We start from the raw sequence: 17,041 nt of genomic DNA, 5'->3' as shown, positions 1-17,041 counted from the left end.
AAAGATTATTAAATTAACAAAATGCCATGCAATATTATTTATATAAAAGTTTTATATAAGACTATATAAGGTTAAATAAAGATGAAAACTAAAATATTAAGTCTTGCTAATGAAGAAGTTGGTGAGATTAGCTTAAATGAAGATATATTTGCTGTTGAATTTATCAGAGATGATATAATAAAGCAGGTTATTGATTGGCAGAGAGCTAAAGCAATGTCCGGTAACCACAAAACTAAAACAGTATCAGAAGTATCAGGAACCACAAAAAAACCTTTTAAGCAAAAAGGTACAGGTAATGCAAGACAAGGCTCCCTTAGATCGGTACAGATGCGTGGTGGTGGTGTAGCTCACGGACCTAGAGTACGTAGTCATGCAACAAAATTACCTAAAAAAGTACGAAAACTTGGTTTAATTCATGCTTTATCCGAGAAATTCGCTGAAGGAAAATTATTAGTAATAGATTCTTTAAAGCTAGATAAGCCTAAAACTTCTGCTCTTGTAAATATATTAAACAAGTTTCAAGGAAAAAGTTTCTTTGTAATAGACAGAAATGAAGTAGATATTAATTTTTCTTTAGCTGCAAAAAATATTTATAATACTGTGATTGTTCCGCAAATAGGAGCAAATGTTTATGATATAATACGACATGAATATGTCTTATTATCACAAGAAGCAGTGAGCGTTTTAGAAGAGAGGTTAAGATGAGTTCTTATAAATACTACGATTTAATTAGAAAGCCTATTATTACAGAAAAAACTACAACCCTTTCAGAACAAAATAAATACGCTTTTTATGTAGATAAATTTGCTGAAAAACTTACCGTTAAAAAGGCTGTGGAAGAAATATTTAAAGTAAAAGTAAAAAAAGTGAATATTTTAAACGTTAAAGGTAAGAAGAAAAGATTTAAAGGAATTATAGGGACTCAAATCAATAGAAAGAAAGCTATTGTTACATTAGAAAAAGACCATAATATCGATTTTGCCGGAGGAATTAAATAAATGGCTTTAAAAAACTTTAATCCAATTACTCCTTCTCTTAGAGAGTTAGTTCAAGTTAATAAAACTAGTTTATGGAAAGGCAGACCTTTAAAATCTTTGACCAAAGGTATATCTAAAACCGGTGGACGAAATAATCAAGGTAGAATTACTTCTTGGCACAGAGGTGGAGGACATAAAAAATTATATCGTGTTATTGATTTTAAAAGAAATAAAATAGATATTTCTGCTATTGTTGAAAGAATAGAGTATGACCCTAATAGAACTGCTTTTATTGCTTTAATAAAATATGAAGACGGGGAATATTCTTATATTCTAGCACCGCAAAAATTATCTGTAGGTGATAAAGTAATATCAAGTCAAGATGCTGATATAAAAATAGGAAATTGTTTACCTTTAAAATTTATTCCTATCGGTACTACTTTACATAATGTTGAAATGAAAGTCGGTAAGGGTGGCCAAATTGCAAGATCTGCAGGTACTTCAGTAGATCTAGTAGGTAAAGATTCAGGATATGCTCAGATTAAATTAAGATCAGGTGAATTTAGGTTAGTACCTTTAGATTGTAAAGCTACTATAGGTAGTATATCTAACCCGGATCAAAAAAATATTAATTTAGGCAAAGCAGGTAGAAATAGATGGCTCGGTTGGAGACCGCATGTTAGAGGTGTAGCAATGAATCCTGTAGATCACCCTCATGGCGGTGGTGAAGGTAAAACTTCAGGAGGACGCCATCCTGTTACTCCTTGGGGATTCCCAACAAAGGGTAAGAAGACACGTAAAAATAAACGTACTTCAAAATTTATCATAAAGAAAAGAAAATAGATTTTAAATTAATTAGGTATTAGTATGGCACGTTCAATATGGAAAGGGCCTTTTGTAGACGGTTATTTAATAAAGAAAGTTCAAAAATTAATGGAATCAGGTAAATCTGAAATGATTAAAACTTGGTCTAGAAGATCAACGATTTTGCCTATTTTTGTAGGGTTTACCTTTTCTGTTCATAATGGAAATAAATTTATTCCGGTTTCTGTAAATGAAGAAATGGTTGGAAGAAAATTAGGTGAATTTGCTCCTACTAGAACATTTCACGGTCATGGAGCAGATAAAAAAGTCAAAAGAAAGTAAAGATTTATATGGTACAGGAAAATAAAAATTTTGCTACGGCAAAAGCTAAATCTATTAGAGTAAGTCCAAGGAAGCTAAATTTAGTTGCAGCCTTTATTAGAAATATGAAAGTATCTGAAGCATTGGTACAATTAACTTTTTCTCCTAAAAGAATTGCAAAAGTTGTAAAAGATTGTTTACAATCTGCTGTTGCAAATGCTGAAAATAATTTAGGTCTAGATATAGATAGATTGGTTATTACTAAAGCGACTGTAGGTAAGGCTTTAGTAATGAAAAGAGTTATGCCAAGAGCAAAAGGAAGAGCAACTAGAATAAATAAGTTTTTTAGTAATCTTTATATAACTGTTACAGAAAAAGAGGATAATTAAAATGGGGCAGAAAGTTTGTGCACATGGTTTTAGAGTTGGACCGACTTTAATTAAAGGTTGGGATTCCGTATTATATGCAGAAAAACATTATAAAACTCTTTTTATACAAGATTTAAAAATTAGGGATTTAATAAATAAGGGTTTTAATCAAGCTCAAATTAGCAGAGTTTTAATCGAACGTCCTTCTAATAAAAGTATTATAATTAATATTAATGCCAAAAAACCAAATATCATTATTGGTAGAAACGGTAGTGAAATTGATAAGCTAAAAAAAGCTATCGAGAAAATGACTTCTTTAAAAGAAGTTTATATAAATATTCACGAAGTTAGAAAGTTTAATATAGATGCTGCTATAGTAGCTCAAACTATAGCACTACAGATTGAAAAAAGAGTTTCTTTTAGAAAAGCCATGAAAACAGCAATTCAGGCTTCATTTAAACAAGGTGGACAAGGTATAAGAGTTAATTGTTCAGGACGACTTGGAGGTGCTGAAATTGCTAGAACCGAGTGGTATATAGAAGGAAGAATGCCGTTACATACTTTAAGAGCTGATATTGATTATTCAACAGCTGAGGCTATAACTACTTATGGAGTTATAGGGGTTAAAGTGTGGATTTATAAAGGTGAATATACAGAAAATAAAAGATATAATTAATTTTAAGTATTAAAATGTTAGCTCCGAAAAAACAAAAATTTAGAAAAGCTCATAAGGGTAGAGTTGTTTCAAAAGCAAAAGCAGGTACGACGCTTGCTTTTGGATCATTTGGTCTAAAATCTATAGACGGTTGGCGTGTTACTGCAAGACAAATAGAAGCAGGAAGAAAAGCTGCTACTAGATGTATGAAAAGGCAAGGAAGATTATGGATTCGCATTTTTCCGGATGTTCCCGTTTCTAAAAAGCCTGCCGAAGTAAGAATGGGTAAAGGTAAAGGTTCTCCTGAATTTTTTGCAGTTAGAGTTTCGCCTGGAAGAATTATATTTGAAATTGAAGGGGTAGAAGAAAATGTTGCACTTAGAGCTTTGGAGCTTGCAAGTGCAAAATTACCTGTTAGAACAAGGATAGTGAGACGTTATGAATGATTTGAAATTATTAAGAAGTAAGTTATCTACTGAAACAATAGAAGAGCTTTATAAAAACCTTAATCTTTTAAGGAAAGAATTGTTTAATTTAAGATTTCAACAAGCTTTAGGTGAGTTAAAAAATACTAGTAGGTTTTCGTTAGTCAAAAAGTCTATAGCACGTATTAAAACTGAATTAACAAAAAGATCTAATAGTGAGGAATATTAAAATGCCGAAAAGAGTGTTACAAGGCGTGGTTATAAGTTCAAAAGCTGATAAGACGGTTACAGTAAAAGTAGAAAGAAAGTTTAAGCATCCTATTTATAAAAAATTCGTGAAAGTATCTAAAAAATATGCTGCTCATGATTCAGAAAATAAATATCAAGAAGGAGATAAAGTTAGTATAATTGAAAGTCGTCCTATCTCAAAAACCAAAACATGGATAGTGGTAAATGGGGAATAAAGTTTTTTAATCTTTGACTTTATAAGGTGGATTGTTTATTTTATCTCTCGTGTATAAAAAATTGGAAGTAGTTTATGATTCAAATGCAGAGCATCTTGGAAGTTGCAGATAATTCCGGTGCTAAAAAAGTTATGTGTATTAAAGTTTTAGGTGGCTCTCACCATATGGTGGCAAAGCTGGGTGATGTTATAGTTGTATCTGTTAAAGAAGCTATACCCGGCGGTAAGGTTAAAAAGGGTGATGTTTATAAAGGCGTGATTGTTCGTACAAAAACCGGAGTAGTAAGACCTGACGGTAGTACAATAAAATTTGATAAAAACGCATTAGTGCTTTTGAATAAACAAGATGAACCTATCGGTACTAGAGTTTTCGGTCCTGTTACAAGAGAACTTAGAGCGAAAAAATATGTTAGAATAATGTCGCTTGCAGAGGAAGTGTTATAAATGATTAAATTAAAAGTAAAAAAAGGTGATGAAGTTGTTGTTATTACCGGAAAGCACAAAGGAAAAAAAGGTAAAATATTAAAAGTTTTTCCTGAGGACAGTAAAGTAATTGTTTCTGGAGTAAATTTAGTAAAAAAGCATACTAAACCTAATCAAATGAGTGAAGGCAGGATAATAACTAAAGAATTACCTATACATATCTCAAATATTGCACACATCGATCCAAAAACTGGTAACCCTACCAAAGTAGCTTTTAAATTCTTAGAAGATGGTTCTAAGGTTAGAGTAGCAAAGAAATCAGGGGAAATTATCGGTAAGGAAAGTAAATAATGTTAAGATTTAAAGAATTATATCAGCAAAAAATTATTAAATACTTACAAAAAGAATTTTCTTATAAAAATAAACACGAAATACCGCAAATTAAGAAAATTGTTATAAATATGGGAGTAGGGGAAGCAATAGCCGATTCCAAAGTAATTAATAATGCAGTAAATGATCTTACTTTGATTTCCGGTCAGAAGCCGGTTGTAACGTTAGCAAGAAAATCTATTGCAACCTTTAAGTTACGCGAAAATATGAAAATAGGCTGCAAGGTTACATTACGTAAAGATAGAATGTATGATTTTTTAGAAAGGCTAGTAATTGTTGCGTTACCTCGTGTTAAAGAATTTCGTGGTTTTTCTTATAAAAGTTTTGATGGTAAAGGAAATTTTACTTTTGGATTAAAAGAGCAGATAGTTTTTCCTGAAATTAATTACGATAAAATCGATACAATAAGGGGTATGGATATTACAATCGTTACATCTGCTAAAACAGATAAAGAAAGTAAGTTTTTGTTATCAGGGTTTAATTTACCTTTTTATAATTAATTTTTTAGGATATATATAATGGCAAAAGTAAGTTCTATAAAAAAGAACGAAAGTAGGAAAAAAAAATCACAAAGTTTACATAATAAACGTTTAGCGTTAAAAAGTAAAATTTATGATAAAAATATTTCATTAGAAGAGCGTTTTTCTTTGGTAATGTCGCTTGCACAATTACCTAGAAATTCATCATCTACTAGAATAAGAAATAGATGTGAGCTTACAGGTAGACCAAGAGGTGTTACAAGAAAATTCGGTATATCGAGGAATAAGCTTAGGGAATTAATAGGTAGAGGCTTAGTTCCTGGTGTAGTTAAGTCAAGTTGGTAAAAGTCGATAGGTAAATAATATGTCAATGACGGATAATGTAGCAGATATGTTAACTAGAATTAGAAATGCTTATAAAAGTAAATTAATAAATGTTTCTTTTCCTAGTTCTAAAATTAAAACTTCAATTTTAGATGTTTTGCAAAAAGAAGGTTATATAAAAGATTATGTAACTACTCAAAAAAATAATATTAGTTATACTGAAGTAGCTTTAAAATACTCTGTTAACGGTGATGCTTCTATATGCGAAATTCATAGAGTATCAAAGCCCGGAAAAAGAGTATATTCTGCTATTAAAGATTTGAAAGGATATTATAATGATATGGGTATATATATTCTTTCTACTCCTTACGGTATTATGTCTGATAGAGAAGCTCATATTAAAAATGTCGGCGGCGAAGTAATTTGTAAAGTATTTTAAGGTAAAAAAATGTCACGTGTTGGAAAATTGCCGATTACTATACCTAAAGGTGTAAAAGTTGGTTTAAATGATTTAGAAGTAAAAATATCCGGACCTAAAGGCGAATTATCAAAAACTTTTAAAGGTAATATAGCAATTTCATTGGCAGAAAATAAGCTTTTAGTAAAACCTTTAGCCGCAAATAAAAATGCACGTGCTATGTGGGGTACTGCAAGAAGCATAATATCAAATATGGTTACCGGCGTTAAAGAAGGGTTTAAGCTTAAACTCGAAATTAACGGAGTCGGTTACAGGACAATGATAAAAGGTAAATATTTAAATTTAATGCTTGCTAAAAGCCATAATACAAAAATTGAAATACCTTCAGATATTAAAATAGAGGTGCCTAAGCAAAATATTATTATTCTTGAGGGAACAGATAAAGAAAAGTTAGGACAATTTGCTTCAATTATTATAAAACAGAGACCACCTGAGCCTTATAAAGGAAAAGGGATTAAATTTGAAAATCAATTTATACCGCGTAAAGAAGGTAAGAAAAATTAAATTTAAGAGTTAAATATGCGTAGTGCTAAGCTAAAATTTGAAAAAAGAAGAAGTAGAATAAGACATAAAATATCTAAAACATCTAATAGAGTTAGATTATCGATATTTAAGTCAGGTAGACATATATATGCACAAATTATTGATGATTCTAAGTCTATAACGATTGCTTCTGCTTCAACTTTAGATGAGAAATTAAAAAAATCTCATTGTAATATTGAAAATGCTATCAAAGTAGGTGAAGAAATAGCAAAAAAAGCTGATTCTGCAGGGATAAGAGAAGTAGTATTTGATAGAGGCGGATATAAGTATCACGGTGTTGTAAAAGCTCTAGCTGATGCAGCTAGAGAGAAAATAAAATTTTAGGTTATAAGGTTGTAGTAATGTCTAAAGTTAAAAAAAATGAAGAGACTTTAAGTGAAGTTTTAGTTGATGTAAATAGAGTTACAAAAGTAGTAAAGGGCGGTAGAAGATTTGCTTTTTCTGCTTATGTAGTTGTCGGTGATAAAGTCGGCAGAGTCGGAGCGGGACACGGAAAAGCTAAAGAAGTAAACGAAGCTCGAGGAAAGGCAAAACAAGCCGCTAAAAAGAGAATGATGAAAGTGCCTTTATATCAAAATAGGACTATTCACCATGATGTTGTGGGTAAAAGTGGAGCTGCTAAAGTGATTTTAAGAAGAGCTAAAGCAGGTACGGGCGTTATAGCCGGAGGGTCTATGAGAGCAATTTTTGATTCTTTAGGCGTTCATGATATTGTTGCTAAATCAATAGGTTCAACGAATGTTTACGCAATGATTTCTGCAACATTTGATGCATTAAATAAACTTGCATCACCAAAATCTATTGCTATGAGAAGAGATAAAAAAGTAAATGAAATATCTGTAAAATCTTCTGATATCCAAGTTAATGAATAATGTTGCGTAAGTAAGGTGAAGTTATGAATAATAAGATCAATAATATAAAAATTACTCAAGTTAAAAGTGCTATAGGTCGTAAGTATGATCAAAGGTTGACATTAGTTGGGCTTGGTTTAAACGAAATTAATAAGACTGTTATTCTTGAAAATACTAATTCAATCAAAGGGATGGTTGAAAAAGTAAAGCATTTGTTAAAAATAGAAAATATGTAATTAGAGTTTTTAAATGAAATTAAATGAATTATATAATAATATAGGTGCTAAAAAAAATAAGAAAAGAATAGCACGCGGTATTGGTAGCGGTAAAGGAAAAACCGGCGGTAGAGGAATTAAAGGTCAAAAATCTAGATCCGGCGTTGCAATAAAAGGTTTTGAAGGTGGTCAAACACCTATGATCAAAAGACTACCTAAAAGAGGGTTTAATTGTATTTCAACTAAAAAATACAATATAATAAATATTTATAATATTGAAGAAGCATTAGCCGATGGGCGTTTAAGTGCTGATGATACTATTACGAAAGAAAAATTGGTAGAAGTCGGAGTAGTTAATAATAAAAATAATAAGAAATTATTGAAATTATTATCTATTTGTAGTGATGATTTCGCTTCTCCTCTATCATTAAAATTAGATGCTTATTCTTCTAAAGCTAAGGATTTAATCGAGAAAGCAGGTGGAAAATTATTATAGTATATGGGGCAGAATTTTTCTAAAAAATCTGGTAATGATTTAGTTAGTCGCATTGTTTTTACTATTCTCATTCTTATAGAATGTAGATTTGGGTCTTTTATACCTATACCCGGTATAGATTCAATTGCTTTAAGTAGTGTGGCTGAAAAGAATCAATCCGGAATACTCGGAATGTTCAATATGCTATCCGGAGGATCGCTAGGTAGAATGTCCATTTTTGCTTTAGCAATTATGCCGTATATTACCGCCTCAATTATTATCCAATTAATGTCAGTTGCATATAAACCTTTGGAAAATTTAAAAAAAGAAGGGGAAGTCGGCAAAAGAAAAGTAAATCAGCTATCGAGATATTTAACGGTTCTGCTTGCTTCTTTTCAGGCTTATGGAGTTGCTATAAGTTTAGAGTCAATTGTAACAAATACTGGTCCTGTAGTAATTTTAGCGGGTTTTTTCTTTAGAGTTACAACCGTAATTACTTTGGTTGTAGGTACTATGCTATTAATGTGGTTAGGAGAACAAATTACACAACGTGGAATAGGTAACGGTACGTCTTTAATTATATTTATAGGTATAATTTCGGGAGTACCTAGTGCTATTATTAGTATGTTTGAATTATCAAGAAAAGGAGCATTATCGCCTTTAATAGCGATAGCTGTTTGTATTGGAGTAGTTGTATTAATAGCTATAATTATATTTTTTGAAAAAGCCCAAAGAAAATTATTGGTGCAGTATCCTAAAAGACAAGTAGGAAATAAAATTTATGGAGGAGAAGCAACGCATATGCCTCTCAAGTTAAATACTTCTGGTGTAATACCTCCAATATTTGCTAGTTCAATTTTACTATTTCCTGCTACGCTTGCTAATTTTTCTAATAGTAATTCAGAAACTATGGGCATGCTTACTTATTACTTAGGGCATGGAAAACCCGTATATATTTTATTGTATGTAGCATTAATTATGTTTTTTAGTTTTTTTTATACTGCAATAGTATTTAATTCTGAAGAAACTGCTAATAATTTAAGAAAATACGGTGCTTATATTCCGGGTAAAAGACCAGGGAAAAATACGTCTGATTATTTTGATTATATACTTACAAGGCTTACGGTTATAGGTGGGATATATTTAAGTGTAATATGTGTAATTCCGGAGCTATTAATGAATAAGTATGTAATCTCTCTTTCTTTAGGAGGTACGAGTTTTTTAATTGTAGTGAACGTGGTACTTGATACTATGACTCAGATTCAAACTTACTTATTTAGTAGTAAGTATGAAGGTTTAATGAAGAAAGTAAAATTAAAAAATTAAAAATGAGCTTAAATAGTGATAGTAATTTTTTTAGGTCCTCCAGGAGCTGGAAAGGGAACACAAGGAAAAAAGATAGCTAAAAAAATTGATTTACCACATATAGCAATCGGTGATATATTTAGAACAATTATTAAAACATCAACTAGTGAAGCTGAGTTAATTAATAATTATGTTAAGCAAGGGGAGCTTATCCCTAATGAAATAGTTAATCAAGTAATCAAAAATTTTTTATTATCCTCTGAATATAAAAACGGTTATATATTAGATGGATATCCGCGTAATTTAGAGCAAGCGAAATTCTTTGAATCATTTGTTAAAGAAAAAATTAAAATAATATATTTTGATGTTTCAGATGAATTATTAATTAAAAGAGTTTTAGGAAGGTATAGTTGTAAAAATTGCGGTAAAATATATAATAGTTACTTCTTGCAGCCTAAAACTGATAATGTATGTGATGTTTGCGGTTCAAGTACATTTGATTATAGAAAAGATGACAATGAAGAAGTAATAAAAAAAAGAATTGAAGTATATAAAACAGAAACATATCCGTTAATAGATTATTATAAAAATAGTGGTAATTTTTATATAGTTAATGGAAGTAAAAATGAACAAGAAATAGAAATTGATATACAGAAAATACTAAAAATAAATTGACTTTATAAAGATTTTTATATTATTTTCTAGTTACCAGTAAAATTTTGGAGATTATTTGTGGCAAGAATTGCAAGTGTTAATATTCCCGATAATAAACGTTTAGTTGTGAGTTTAACTTACATTTACGGTCTTGGACCTACTATGGCAGCAGAGATCTGTAATAAAGCAAAAATATCGAAAGATAAAAAAGTTAAAGAACTTACGGATCAAGAGTTAATAAGCTTACGTAATATTATTGAAAGCGAGTATAAAGTTGAGGGTGATTTAAGACGAGAAGTTACGCTTAATATTAAGAAAAAGAAAGATATAAGATGTTATCAGGGGCTTAGACATATACGTAAGTTGCCGGTGAGAGGACAGAACACGCATTCTAATGCTCGAACTAGAAAAGGTAAAGCTATTGCGATAGCCGGAAAGAAAAAAGCTGTTAAATAATAGTTTAAGTTATAGAGTATAAATAATGAATCAGACGGTTAAAGTTAAGAAAAAGAAAAAAACTATCACTCTTGGTGTTGTGCATATCCGAGCATCATTTAATAATACTATAGTAACATTTACTGATATCCAAGGTAATACTATTTCTTCTGCATCGGCAGGAGGTAATGGGTTTAAAGGGGCAAGAAAAGCAACACCTTATGCAGCTCAAGTAACAATTGATAGAGCGTCGGAAAAAGCAAAAGAATATGGTCTAAAAACTATTTCTATTAGGATTGGAGGACCGGGAGCTCAGCGTGAATCAGCAATGAGAGCTTTATTCGGACAAAATTTTGTGGTTACATCAATTTTAGATGTATCGTCAATTGCTCATAATGGAGTAAGACCGCCAAAAAGAAGAAGAGTATAAGAGAATCATAGGTATTAAATGTTATCGTTAAGTAAAAATTGGAATACTTTAATAAAGCCGAATAAAGTCGCTTATGAAAATTTTCCGGAAACCAATAATAAAGCTAAAATTGTAGTTGAACCTTTAGAAAGAGGTTTTGGTTTAACACTCGGTAATGCTATGAGAAGAGTATTACTTTCTTCTTTACAAGGAGCAGCTATCACTTCTATAAAGATCCCTGCTATAGAACATGAATTTTCTTTTATACCCGGTGTAAAAGAAGATGTATCGGAAGTGATTTTAAACATTAAAGGTATTGAAGTAAAAATGCATGTTGCAGAAAAACGTATCATGAAATTAAAAGCAACAGGACCTTGTGTTGTAACGGCCGGTATGATTGAAACAGGTCATGATGTAGAAATACTGAATCCGGATCATGTAATTTGTAATATAGCTAAGAACAAGCAGCTTGAAATGGAATTAACTTGTAAGGTTGGTAAAGGATATGTACTTAGCACAAATAGTTATGAGGATAATTTACCTATTGGTGAAATAGCTATAGATGCTTTATTTAACCCAGTAAAGAGTGTTACTTATAAGGTAGAAAATACTAGGGTAGGTCAGGTTACTGACTATGATAAATTAATTATGTTTGTAGAAACTAACGGTGATTTATTACCTGAAATGGCTGTAGGTTTGGCTGCACGTATTTTACAAGAGCAATTACGATTATTTATTTCTTTTGAAGAACAGGAAGAAGATAAGCAAGTTAAAACTGATGCTTTACCGTTTTCACCTTATTTACTTAAGAGAGTTGATGAATTGGAATTATCGGTTAGATCGGCAAATTGTTTAAAAAATGATAATATAATATATATAGGGGATCTAGTAAAAAGAACGGAATCCGATATGCTGAGAACTCCAAATTTCGGTAGAAAATCTTTAAATGAGATTAAAGAAATATTGGCAAAATTTAATTTAAGATTCGGTATGGATGTACCGGATTGGCCACCGGAAAATATTCAGGAATTATCTAAACGTTATGAAGATTCTTATAATTAAGGACTAATAAAAATGCGACATAAAATTAAAGGTAGAAAGTTAAATGTAACAAGTAGTCATAGGCAAGCAATGCTCGCTAATATGGCTGTAGCACTTGTAACCCATGAACAAATTAAAACTACTTTACCAAAAGCTAAGGAATTAAGACCTTACATTGAAACTCTAATTACTAAAGCTAAAAAAGCTGATTTAACGGTAAGAAGAAGCATTTTATCAAAAATAAAAGATAAAAAAGCAGTAGAAAAGCTTATAAATATTTTAGGTACTAGATATAAAGATAGACCTGGCGGTTATACTAGAATAATAAAAGCCGGATTCCGTTATGGTGATTTAGCACCGATAGCATATATTGAATTTGTAGATAGAGATATTAATGCTAAAGGAAATATACAGCAAGATGCTAATGAAGAAATTAAAAATTAAAATATAAGGGACTCGGTAATGGCTAATCATTCTTCAGCAAAAAAAGCTGCTAGACAAACAGTAAAAAGAACTCTAATCAATAAAAAAAGATCTAGTGCAATAAAAACTTTTATAAAGAAAGTTGTACATGAAATCAGTCTTGGTAATAAAGAAAATGCTAACTTAGCTTTAGCTGTTGCTCAGTCTAAGATAATGCAAGGTGTGAAAAAAAATATAATTAAATTAAATACCGCCTCAAGGAAAATCAGCAGATTATCAAGACAAATAAAAAGTTTGAATGATAAGTAAATAACACTTTATAGGTAATTTAAAAGCAAAAACTAATAAAATTTTACTAAATTATTTATATATACTTCTTATTAATTATAAATAATGTTATTTTACTAATTGATAAAAAATATGGGCGATTAGCTCAGTTGGTAGAGTATCTCGTTTACACCGAGGAGGTCGGGAGTTCAAGTCTCTCATCGCCCACCATATTCCCCATCAGCCTTTCAGGGTTTCCTTAAGCTTCCTCGAAATTTCATATGCTGCGTATATGCTGCTTTTAAATGCAATTATGACTATTTAAATTGCTCTAAAACCCTTATCAGACCTGATGTTCAGACAGAGGGATTATGCAGCAAATAGTCAACTTTCCTTCCACTCCCCATATTCCTACTGATAGTAGCAATGATATTATCTTCTATAATTTCGTTGGTAATTTTATCCCTCCTGAATGGTGTAGTCTTACTGCTAATAACAATAAACCATTAAGTAAAACTGCTCGTCAACTTCTTTCGTTAATAGTTTTTCGTTTACAAGTTTGTCATAATGACAATATGGATGAGCTACAAGAATCTTATCATTTCTTTGAGCAGGCACTCGGAGTTTGTCAAAGACGTATTAGACAATGTATGCTTGAGTTGCAAGAAGGAGGTTTTATTCATCTATATAATGCCACCATTATCAAGCAACACATTAAGTGTAGAAATACTCCATGCATAAAATTGGCAAAAAATTTTCGCCCTTACACGAAAAAATTTTCGCATGAAAGCGAAAAAAGTTTCGGGTCAACCCGAAAAAAATTTCAGCCACACAATATTATAGATAATAATAATAAATCTAATATATCTAGATCTAGCGAATCTGATTTTTTAAAAAATTCTGTTGATAGAAATGAGCTAACACGGGAGCACCTGCAAGAACCACACCAGAAACAAGCAAAACAGAACCAGGAACAAGTCGCACATCAAATAGCAGCTCCGTTACAAGAGCAGAGATATGCACAAAACTTACAACTCGCAGAGGTTCATCATGAAAAAACAATAATAAATACAACTAAAACTCTTACTGAAAATGCTATAGCAGGCCCAGTTCCATTAAGCGTAACGTTGCAAGCTGTAACAGAAAAGGTATTTAAACAAAATGATCGAGCAACAACAGATGCTTCTAACCAACACAGTTCGGCAAGTGATAACAATAATGGCTGGTTCAAAAGAAAAAGATTAGCAGAATTCCATCCATTAACCGAAGAGGATGCTGATTTACTGCAGCTCCGATCAAATCGAGAGTTTAACTTAAGCTTTATTAATCAGCTGTTACTAAAACTTGCAGAACAATATCCTGATCATCATTTTTGTAACAAAAAAGTGGTAATGAACTATATGACTAAAGCCTTAATACATGAACTAAGAGAAAGTAGAAAAGTCAATTGCAGCAATTTTCGATTTAAATCTCATGATCCAGAGAAGCTTAAATCACAATATTTAGAAAAAATAGAACGTAACTTAAGCACCAGTAAACAAGTGCAGCTAAAGAGGAAAATAGCAGGCAGTTTTGAGCAAGATACCGCTTATGCACTACTTACCTCTTGTGAATTTGTTAAGGCAGCAGGTGATCAGTATCAATTGAAATTGATTAAAGATATTTTACTGACAGATCACATTAAAGCTAAGATATTAGAACAAGTCCAAGTAGTTTATGGTAGTAAAATTAACCAATTACAAATAATACCAGTTACTCAAAGTATAGTACAGAAACAAGAGAATAAAACTGAAGATGACCAAACTTATCTTTCAGAACTAAATAAGCTAGATCCCGATTCAGTATGGTACAAGGTTAGATGTTCTTTAATTAAAAATCATGGTAAACATACGGACAGTAACGTATTCAGTAAATTAGAAGTAGTAGAAGAAAATATTATCAACCGAAAAATAATTCTGAAACCAACTACGGCTTTTATTGATTATTGGGTAAGACAACGTCATATGCAAGATCTTCAATTAGCTTTTCAGGTGCAAGGCTTTACTTTTGAATTAGTTGAAATGGATAAGAATGGTTAAATTAATAGAATGACACAGAGTAGCAAAACTATAATTATTAGTTAATTTAAATTAAATAATTTGTAATAATCACTTCATAAGAAATTTTTCGTTGTTGCGGTATAGAATATTTAATATCTACAGTCCTAATATTAAAACCTTGATATAAATCTCTAATAAAAGGCGTATCACTATTAGAGATCATGGTTTTCACCCCTTTATTATTTAACTCTTTAGCAAAATCGCGTAGCCTAATTTGTTCATTCTCGTCAAAAGGTGATTTAGTGTAAAATCTCTCACCTGATTGGTGATAAGGAGGATCCAAATAGACAAAATCATTTGCCTTAGGCTCAATAAAGGAAAAATCTATAGCGTAAATAGAAGTATTTGCTAAAAAACTACTACATTGCTGTAATCTTTGATCAATATTAAAGCTCTTATGTTTTTTGCTAGAAAAAGATACTACCGGCTTACCATCCATCTTGATGCGATAAATACCTTTAAAAGCGTATCTGGTCAGGTAAATAAACCTGGCAGTGATTTTGCTAGGATCATTGGTATTATTATGATCCCTCACTTGATAGTAATATTCTTTTGAATAATTTTCTTTATGGTCTTTCAGTAAACTGCTTACAGTAGCTGGATCTTTTTTAACAGAATTATAACTAGTCACTAAATCAAGATTAATATCAGATAGAAAACATTGGTTGAACATATGTTTGACTTGAAAAAATAATGCCCCACCACCAAGAAATGGTTCATAATAATTATTTAGTCCTGATGGAATATGTTCAATTAATTTATTAACGATTTTTCTTTTGCCGCCAACCCATTGTAAAAATGGTTGTGGTTTATCAGAGGTAGGTAAATTCATAACAATTACTTAAAAATATCTTAGGAAAATTATACTATAAATATCCTGTAGATGCCAGTAAAAGTGCTGAGATTACAGGTTTTTACTGCTTTTGACGGTATAAATATTGCTTATTTGTTTAGGTTTTTTGAGGATTAGTTAGCGAGTAATTTATAACATGTCTCTTTTCTGCAGCTCTTTAGATGTGCCTGAAAAAATCTGAGCGAAATGCTCGGAAATCCTCTGTACTCTGCAATATAATGGTGATATCTGTGCTGATGATACTGCGTTAATGTAGTAGCAAGCACGGAGGTTAAATTAACCGCAAAGTTACGTTTTAACCTCCGTGCCACTATTTTTCAACAAAACAGTAGAGGCATGGTATGACAGATAATGTTAAAAATCAACAGCAAGAGCAAAATCGAATTGCAGAAAAAGGATGGATTGTCAAATTAGCCCCCATATTTGTCACATTAATACCAGCATCTGAGCAAGATGCTAACATAATTGATTATACAGAAAATTATGTTGATATTACGAAATTCAAAAAAATAGAATTGGAATTACAACAAGCAAAGAATAAACTCAAAGAAGAGGCATTAATTAAGATAGATCTGATCCAAAATATTGGTCACAGTATCAATATTCCTTGTACCGGGATTTTTACACGAATAGTGGTACTCTATGAGATAGAACAAAATCCTGAAATGAAGGAATACTTAGCTACTATTATGGATTGTGCTAAAGCACTACTAGACTACTCTAATTATGTAATAGATTTTCTGCAAGCTAATGCTGGACTGACTTCTACAGTTTTGAAAGCCTTTAACCCGAAGAAATTAGTAAAGCAATCTATAGAAAAAGCAACACCAGCAGCACAGCATAAAGGATTAAGGTTGGTTCCTAATATTCATTATGAAATGCCAGATGTTATAGTAGGTGATACTTATCGCTTGCAAGCAATATTAGATCAGTTAATTAGCAATAGCATTCAATTTACTGAGCAAGGAACTATTGTGATTACAGTTAATTTATTCCCTGCTAGAAGTTTTGAAGATGCTAATGATTTTACCGATAACACCCAAGCACAAGATGATAGGAAGAGGATATTACAACTTATGGTTCACGATACTGGTATTGGTATCCATCAGGAAAAACAACAATATATTTGTGAGGAATTTGTAAAATTCAATTCCGCTCTTCAATGTAAAGGTCTAGGTCTAGGATTAATGTTTGTTAAACAACTTATCAATGAAATGCATGGTGAGATTACATTATCAAGTGAAGAAGGAAAAACTACTACTGTTGAATGTAAAGTGCCAGTTAAATTGCCGTTAATTCATGGTATTATTGCTGATATCTAAACTATGTTAATGAAGAAAGTTACAGAGCTGTTTTATTTGTTG

Annotated in this window: 29 protein-coding genes and 1 tRNA gene; 29 read left to right on the top strand and 1 reads right to left on the bottom strand. The window is 31.2% G+C overall.

The window, feature by feature from the left end:
- Positions 1-81: 81 nt before the first annotated feature.
- The 28 genes from rplD (at position 82) to REIS_RS15950 (ending at position 14,803) form a co-directional block, all read left to right on the top strand.
- Positions 82-705: a 50S ribosomal protein L4 gene (rplD, locus tag REIS_RS08150; protein WP_008580969.1), complete on the top strand. Its 624-nt coding sequence runs from the start codon at positions 82-84 to the stop codon at positions 703-705.
- On the top strand, positions 702-998 hold the full coding sequence (gene rplW, locus REIS_RS08145) for a 50S ribosomal protein L23 (RefSeq protein WP_008580967.1): 297 nt from the start codon (positions 702-704) through the stop codon (positions 996-998). Before rplD ends, rplW begins: the two co-directional genes overlap by 4 nt.
- Entirely contained in the window at positions 999-1,820 is an 822-nt protein-coding gene (gene rplB / locus REIS_RS08140; RefSeq protein WP_008580965.1) for a 50S ribosomal protein L2, read from the top strand.
- A gap of 24 nt (positions 1,821-1,844) precedes the next feature.
- Complete coding sequence (gene rpsS, locus REIS_RS08135; RefSeq protein WP_008580964.1) at positions 1,845-2,123, top strand: 30S ribosomal protein S19; 279 nt, start codon at positions 1,845-1,847, stop codon at positions 2,121-2,123.
- Between the two features lie 8 nt (positions 2,124-2,131).
- Positions 2,132-2,491, top strand: a complete 360-nt coding sequence (gene rplV, locus REIS_RS08130) for a 50S ribosomal protein L22 (RefSeq protein ID WP_008580961.1) — start codon at positions 2,132-2,134, stop codon at positions 2,489-2,491.
- Between the two features lies 1 nt (position 2,492).
- Complete coding sequence (gene rpsC, locus REIS_RS08125) at positions 2,493-3,146, top strand: 30S ribosomal protein S3 (protein WP_008580959.1); 654 nt, start codon at positions 2,493-2,495, stop codon at positions 3,144-3,146.
- Between the two features lie 14 nt (positions 3,147-3,160).
- Positions 3,161-3,571, top strand: coding sequence for a 50S ribosomal protein L16 (gene rplP / locus REIS_RS08120; RefSeq protein ID WP_008580957.1), 411 nt, complete (start codon positions 3,161-3,163; stop codon positions 3,569-3,571).
- On the top strand, positions 3,564-3,779 hold the full coding sequence (rpmC, locus tag REIS_RS08115) for a 50S ribosomal protein L29 (protein WP_008580956.1): 216 nt from the start codon (positions 3,564-3,566) through the stop codon (positions 3,777-3,779). The genes rplP and rpmC overlap by 8 nt, the downstream gene beginning before the upstream one ends.
- A 1-nt stretch (position 3,780) precedes the next feature.
- Positions 3,781-4,014 (top strand): 30S ribosomal protein S17, encoded by a 234-nt coding sequence (gene rpsQ / locus REIS_RS08110; protein ID WP_008580954.1) that lies wholly within the window; start codon positions 3,781-3,783, stop codon positions 4,012-4,014.
- A gap of 74 nt (positions 4,015-4,088) precedes the next feature.
- Complete coding sequence (gene rplN / locus REIS_RS08105) at positions 4,089-4,457, top strand: 50S ribosomal protein L14 (protein ID WP_008580952.1); 369 nt, start codon at positions 4,089-4,091, stop codon at positions 4,455-4,457.
- Positions 4,458-4,787 (top strand): 50S ribosomal protein L24, encoded by a 330-nt coding sequence (gene rplX / locus REIS_RS08100; protein WP_008580951.1) that lies wholly within the window; start codon positions 4,458-4,460, stop codon positions 4,785-4,787.
- Entirely contained in the window at positions 4,787-5,326 is a 540-nt protein-coding gene (rplE, locus tag REIS_RS08095; RefSeq protein WP_008580949.1) for a 50S ribosomal protein L5, read from the top strand. Before rplX ends, rplE begins: the two co-directional genes overlap by 1 nt.
- An 18-nt stretch (positions 5,327-5,344) precedes the next feature.
- Positions 5,345-5,650: a 30S ribosomal protein S14 gene (rpsN, locus tag REIS_RS08090; RefSeq protein WP_008580947.1), complete on the top strand. Its 306-nt coding sequence runs from the start codon at positions 5,345-5,347 to the stop codon at positions 5,648-5,650.
- 19 nt (positions 5,651-5,669) lie between these two features.
- Entirely contained in the window at positions 5,670-6,068 is a 399-nt protein-coding gene (gene rpsH, locus REIS_RS08085) for a 30S ribosomal protein S8 (RefSeq protein WP_008580936.1), read from the top strand.
- 9 nt (positions 6,069-6,077) lie between these two features.
- On the top strand, positions 6,078-6,611 hold the full coding sequence (gene rplF / locus REIS_RS08080; protein WP_008580934.1) for a 50S ribosomal protein L6: 534 nt from the start codon (positions 6,078-6,080) through the stop codon (positions 6,609-6,611).
- A gap of 15 nt (positions 6,612-6,626) precedes the next feature.
- A complete protein-coding gene (gene rplR / locus REIS_RS08075) occupies positions 6,627-6,974 on the top strand; it encodes a 50S ribosomal protein L18 (RefSeq protein WP_008580933.1) in 348 nt (115 codons plus the stop codon).
- A gap of 17 nt (positions 6,975-6,991) precedes the next feature.
- On the top strand, positions 6,992-7,522 hold the full coding sequence (gene rpsE, locus REIS_RS08070; RefSeq protein ID WP_008580931.1) for a 30S ribosomal protein S5: 531 nt from the start codon (positions 6,992-6,994) through the stop codon (positions 7,520-7,522).
- Between the two features lie 23 nt (positions 7,523-7,545).
- Positions 7,546-7,737, top strand: a complete 192-nt coding sequence (rpmD, locus tag REIS_RS08065; protein ID WP_008580929.1) for a 50S ribosomal protein L30 — start codon at positions 7,546-7,548, stop codon at positions 7,735-7,737.
- Positions 7,738-7,750: 13 nt separating this feature from the next.
- Positions 7,751-8,212, top strand: coding sequence for a 50S ribosomal protein L15 (gene rplO / locus REIS_RS08060; protein ID WP_008580928.1), 462 nt, complete (start codon positions 7,751-7,753; stop codon positions 8,210-8,212).
- A 3-nt stretch (positions 8,213-8,215) separates the two neighbouring features.
- A complete protein-coding gene (gene secY, locus REIS_RS08055) occupies positions 8,216-9,517 on the top strand; it encodes a preprotein translocase subunit SecY (RefSeq protein ID WP_008580926.1) in 1,302 nt (433 codons plus the stop codon).
- A 15-nt stretch (positions 9,518-9,532) separates the two neighbouring features.
- The gene (locus REIS_RS08050; RefSeq protein WP_008580925.1) at positions 9,533-10,171 is read left to right on the top strand and encodes an adenylate kinase; all 639 of its coding nucleotides are present in this window, start codon (positions 9,533-9,535) and stop codon (positions 10,169-10,171) included.
- 57 nt (positions 10,172-10,228) lie between these two features.
- Positions 10,229-10,606, top strand: a complete 378-nt coding sequence (gene rpsM / locus REIS_RS08045; protein WP_008580923.1) for a 30S ribosomal protein S13 — start codon at positions 10,229-10,231, stop codon at positions 10,604-10,606.
- Between the two features lie 25 nt (positions 10,607-10,631).
- Positions 10,632-11,015, top strand: coding sequence for a 30S ribosomal protein S11 (gene rpsK, locus REIS_RS08040; protein ID WP_008580920.1), 384 nt, complete (start codon positions 10,632-10,634; stop codon positions 11,013-11,015).
- Positions 11,016-11,033: 18 nt separating this feature from the next.
- A complete protein-coding gene (locus REIS_RS08035) occupies positions 11,034-12,056 on the top strand; it encodes a DNA-directed RNA polymerase subunit alpha (protein ID WP_008580915.1) in 1,023 nt (340 codons plus the stop codon).
- A 12-nt stretch (positions 12,057-12,068) separates the two neighbouring features.
- Positions 12,069-12,479 carry a 50S ribosomal protein L17 gene (gene rplQ / locus REIS_RS08030; protein WP_008580913.1) on the top strand — a complete coding sequence of 137 codons (411 nt, stop codon included), beginning with the start codon at positions 12,069-12,071 and terminating at the stop codon, positions 12,477-12,479.
- An 18-nt stretch (positions 12,480-12,497) separates the two neighbouring features.
- Entirely contained in the window at positions 12,498-12,767 is a 270-nt protein-coding gene (gene rpsT, locus REIS_RS08025; protein WP_008580912.1) for a 30S ribosomal protein S20, read from the top strand.
- Positions 12,768-12,880: 113 nt separating this feature from the next.
- Positions 12,881-12,956, top strand: a tRNA-Val gene (locus REIS_RS08020).
- 140 nt (positions 12,957-13,096) lie between these two features.
- On the top strand, positions 13,097-14,803 hold the full coding sequence (locus REIS_RS15950; RefSeq protein ID WP_008580911.1) for a hypothetical protein: 1,707 nt from the start codon (positions 13,097-13,099) through the stop codon (positions 14,801-14,803).
- 46 nt (positions 14,804-14,849) lie between these two features.
- On the opposite strand, the gene REIS_RS08010 is transcribed toward REIS_RS15950, so the two are convergent.
- A complete protein-coding gene (locus REIS_RS08010; RefSeq protein ID WP_008580908.1) occupies positions 14,850-15,656 on the bottom strand; it encodes a DNA adenine methylase in 807 nt (268 codons plus the stop codon).
- Positions 15,657-16,018: 362 nt separating this feature from the next.
- Here REIS_RS08010 and REIS_RS08005 point away from each other — a divergent pair, with 362 nt between their 5' ends.
- Positions 16,019-16,999 (top strand): sensor histidine kinase, encoded by a 981-nt coding sequence (locus REIS_RS08005; RefSeq protein WP_008580906.1) that lies wholly within the window; start codon positions 16,019-16,021, stop codon positions 16,997-16,999.
- The last annotated feature ends 42 nt before the right edge of the window (positions 17,000-17,041 follow it).

Source organism: Rickettsia endosymbiont of Ixodes scapularis (assembly GCF_000160735.1).
In the GTDB taxonomy this organism is placed as follows: domain Bacteria; phylum Pseudomonadota; class Alphaproteobacteria; order Rickettsiales; family Rickettsiaceae; genus Rickettsia; species Rickettsia tamurae.
The sequence above is the reverse complement of the archived record's forward strand: the minus strand, read 5'-3'. Positions and strand labels throughout refer to the sequence as shown.

Bases quoted from the DNA above. Each gene is read 5' to 3' on its own strand.
- REIS_RS08035 (WP_008580915.1), top strand. From the start codon at position 11,034: ATGTTATCGTTAAGTAAAAATTGGAATACTTTAATAAAGCCGAATAAA.
- rpsS (WP_008580964.1), top strand. From the start codon at position 1,845: ATGGCACGTTCAATATGGAAAGGGCCTTTTGTAGACGGTTATTTAATA.
- rplW (WP_008580967.1), top strand. From the start codon at position 702: ATGAGTTCTTATAAATACTACGATTTAATTAGAAAGCCTATTATTACA.
- rplD (WP_008580969.1), top strand. From the start codon at position 82: ATGAAAACTAAAATATTAAGTCTTGCTAATGAAGAAGTTGGTGAGATT.
- rplE (WP_008580949.1), top strand. From the start codon at position 4,787: ATGTTAAGATTTAAAGAATTATATCAGCAAAAAATTATTAAATACTTA.
- rplV (WP_008580961.1), top strand. From the start codon at position 2,132: ATGGTACAGGAAAATAAAAATTTTGCTACGGCAAAAGCTAAATCTATT.
- rpsC (WP_008580959.1), top strand. From the start codon at position 2,493: ATGGGGCAGAAAGTTTGTGCACATGGTTTTAGAGTTGGACCGACTTTA.
- rplF (WP_008580934.1), top strand. From the start codon at position 6,078: ATGTCACGTGTTGGAAAATTGCCGATTACTATACCTAAAGGTGTAAAA.
- rpsK (WP_008580920.1), top strand. From the start codon at position 10,632: ATGAATCAGACGGTTAAAGTTAAGAAAAAGAAAAAAACTATCACTCTT.
- rpmC (WP_008580956.1), top strand. From the start codon at position 3,564: ATGAATGATTTGAAATTATTAAGAAGTAAGTTATCTACTGAAACAATA.
- rpsN (WP_008580947.1), top strand. From the start codon at position 5,345: ATGGCAAAAGTAAGTTCTATAAAAAAGAACGAAAGTAGGAAAAAAAAA.
- rplP (WP_008580957.1), top strand. From the start codon at position 3,161: ATGTTAGCTCCGAAAAAACAAAAATTTAGAAAAGCTCATAAGGGTAGA.
- rpsQ (WP_008580954.1), top strand. From the start codon at position 3,781: ATGCCGAAAAGAGTGTTACAAGGCGTGGTTATAAGTTCAAAAGCTGAT.
- rplX (WP_008580951.1), top strand. From the start codon at position 4,458: ATGATTAAATTAAAAGTAAAAAAAGGTGATGAAGTTGTTGTTATTACC.
- rplR (WP_008580933.1), top strand. From the start codon at position 6,627: ATGCGTAGTGCTAAGCTAAAATTTGAAAAAAGAAGAAGTAGAATAAGA.
- rplO (WP_008580928.1), top strand. From the start codon at position 7,751: ATGAAATTAAATGAATTATATAATAATATAGGTGCTAAAAAAAATAAG.
- REIS_RS08005 (WP_008580906.1), top strand. From the start codon at position 16,019: ATGACAGATAATGTTAAAAATCAACAGCAAGAGCAAAATCGAATTGCA.
- rplB (WP_008580965.1), top strand. From the start codon at position 999: ATGGCTTTAAAAAACTTTAATCCAATTACTCCTTCTCTTAGAGAGTTA.
- rpmD (WP_008580929.1), top strand. From the start codon at position 7,546: ATGAATAATAAGATCAATAATATAAAAATTACTCAAGTTAAAAGTGCT.
- rplQ (WP_008580913.1), top strand. From the start codon at position 12,069: ATGCGACATAAAATTAAAGGTAGAAAGTTAAATGTAACAAGTAGTCAT.
- rpsH (WP_008580936.1), top strand. From the start codon at position 5,670: ATGTCAATGACGGATAATGTAGCAGATATGTTAACTAGAATTAGAAAT.
- REIS_RS15950 (WP_008580911.1), top strand. From the start codon at position 13,097: ATGCAGCAAATAGTCAACTTTCCTTCCACTCCCCATATTCCTACTGAT.
- secY (WP_008580926.1), top strand. From the start codon at position 8,216: ATGGGGCAGAATTTTTCTAAAAAATCTGGTAATGATTTAGTTAGTCGC.
- rpsT (WP_008580912.1), top strand. From the start codon at position 12,498: ATGGCTAATCATTCTTCAGCAAAAAAAGCTGCTAGACAAACAGTAAAA.
- rpsE (WP_008580931.1), top strand. From the start codon at position 6,992: ATGTCTAAAGTTAAAAAAAATGAAGAGACTTTAAGTGAAGTTTTAGTT.
- REIS_RS08010 (WP_008580908.1), bottom strand. From the start codon at position 15,656: ATGAATTTACCTACCTCTGATAAACCACAACCATTTTTACAATGGGTT.
- rplN (WP_008580952.1), top strand. From the start codon at position 4,089: ATGATTCAAATGCAGAGCATCTTGGAAGTTGCAGATAATTCCGGTGCT.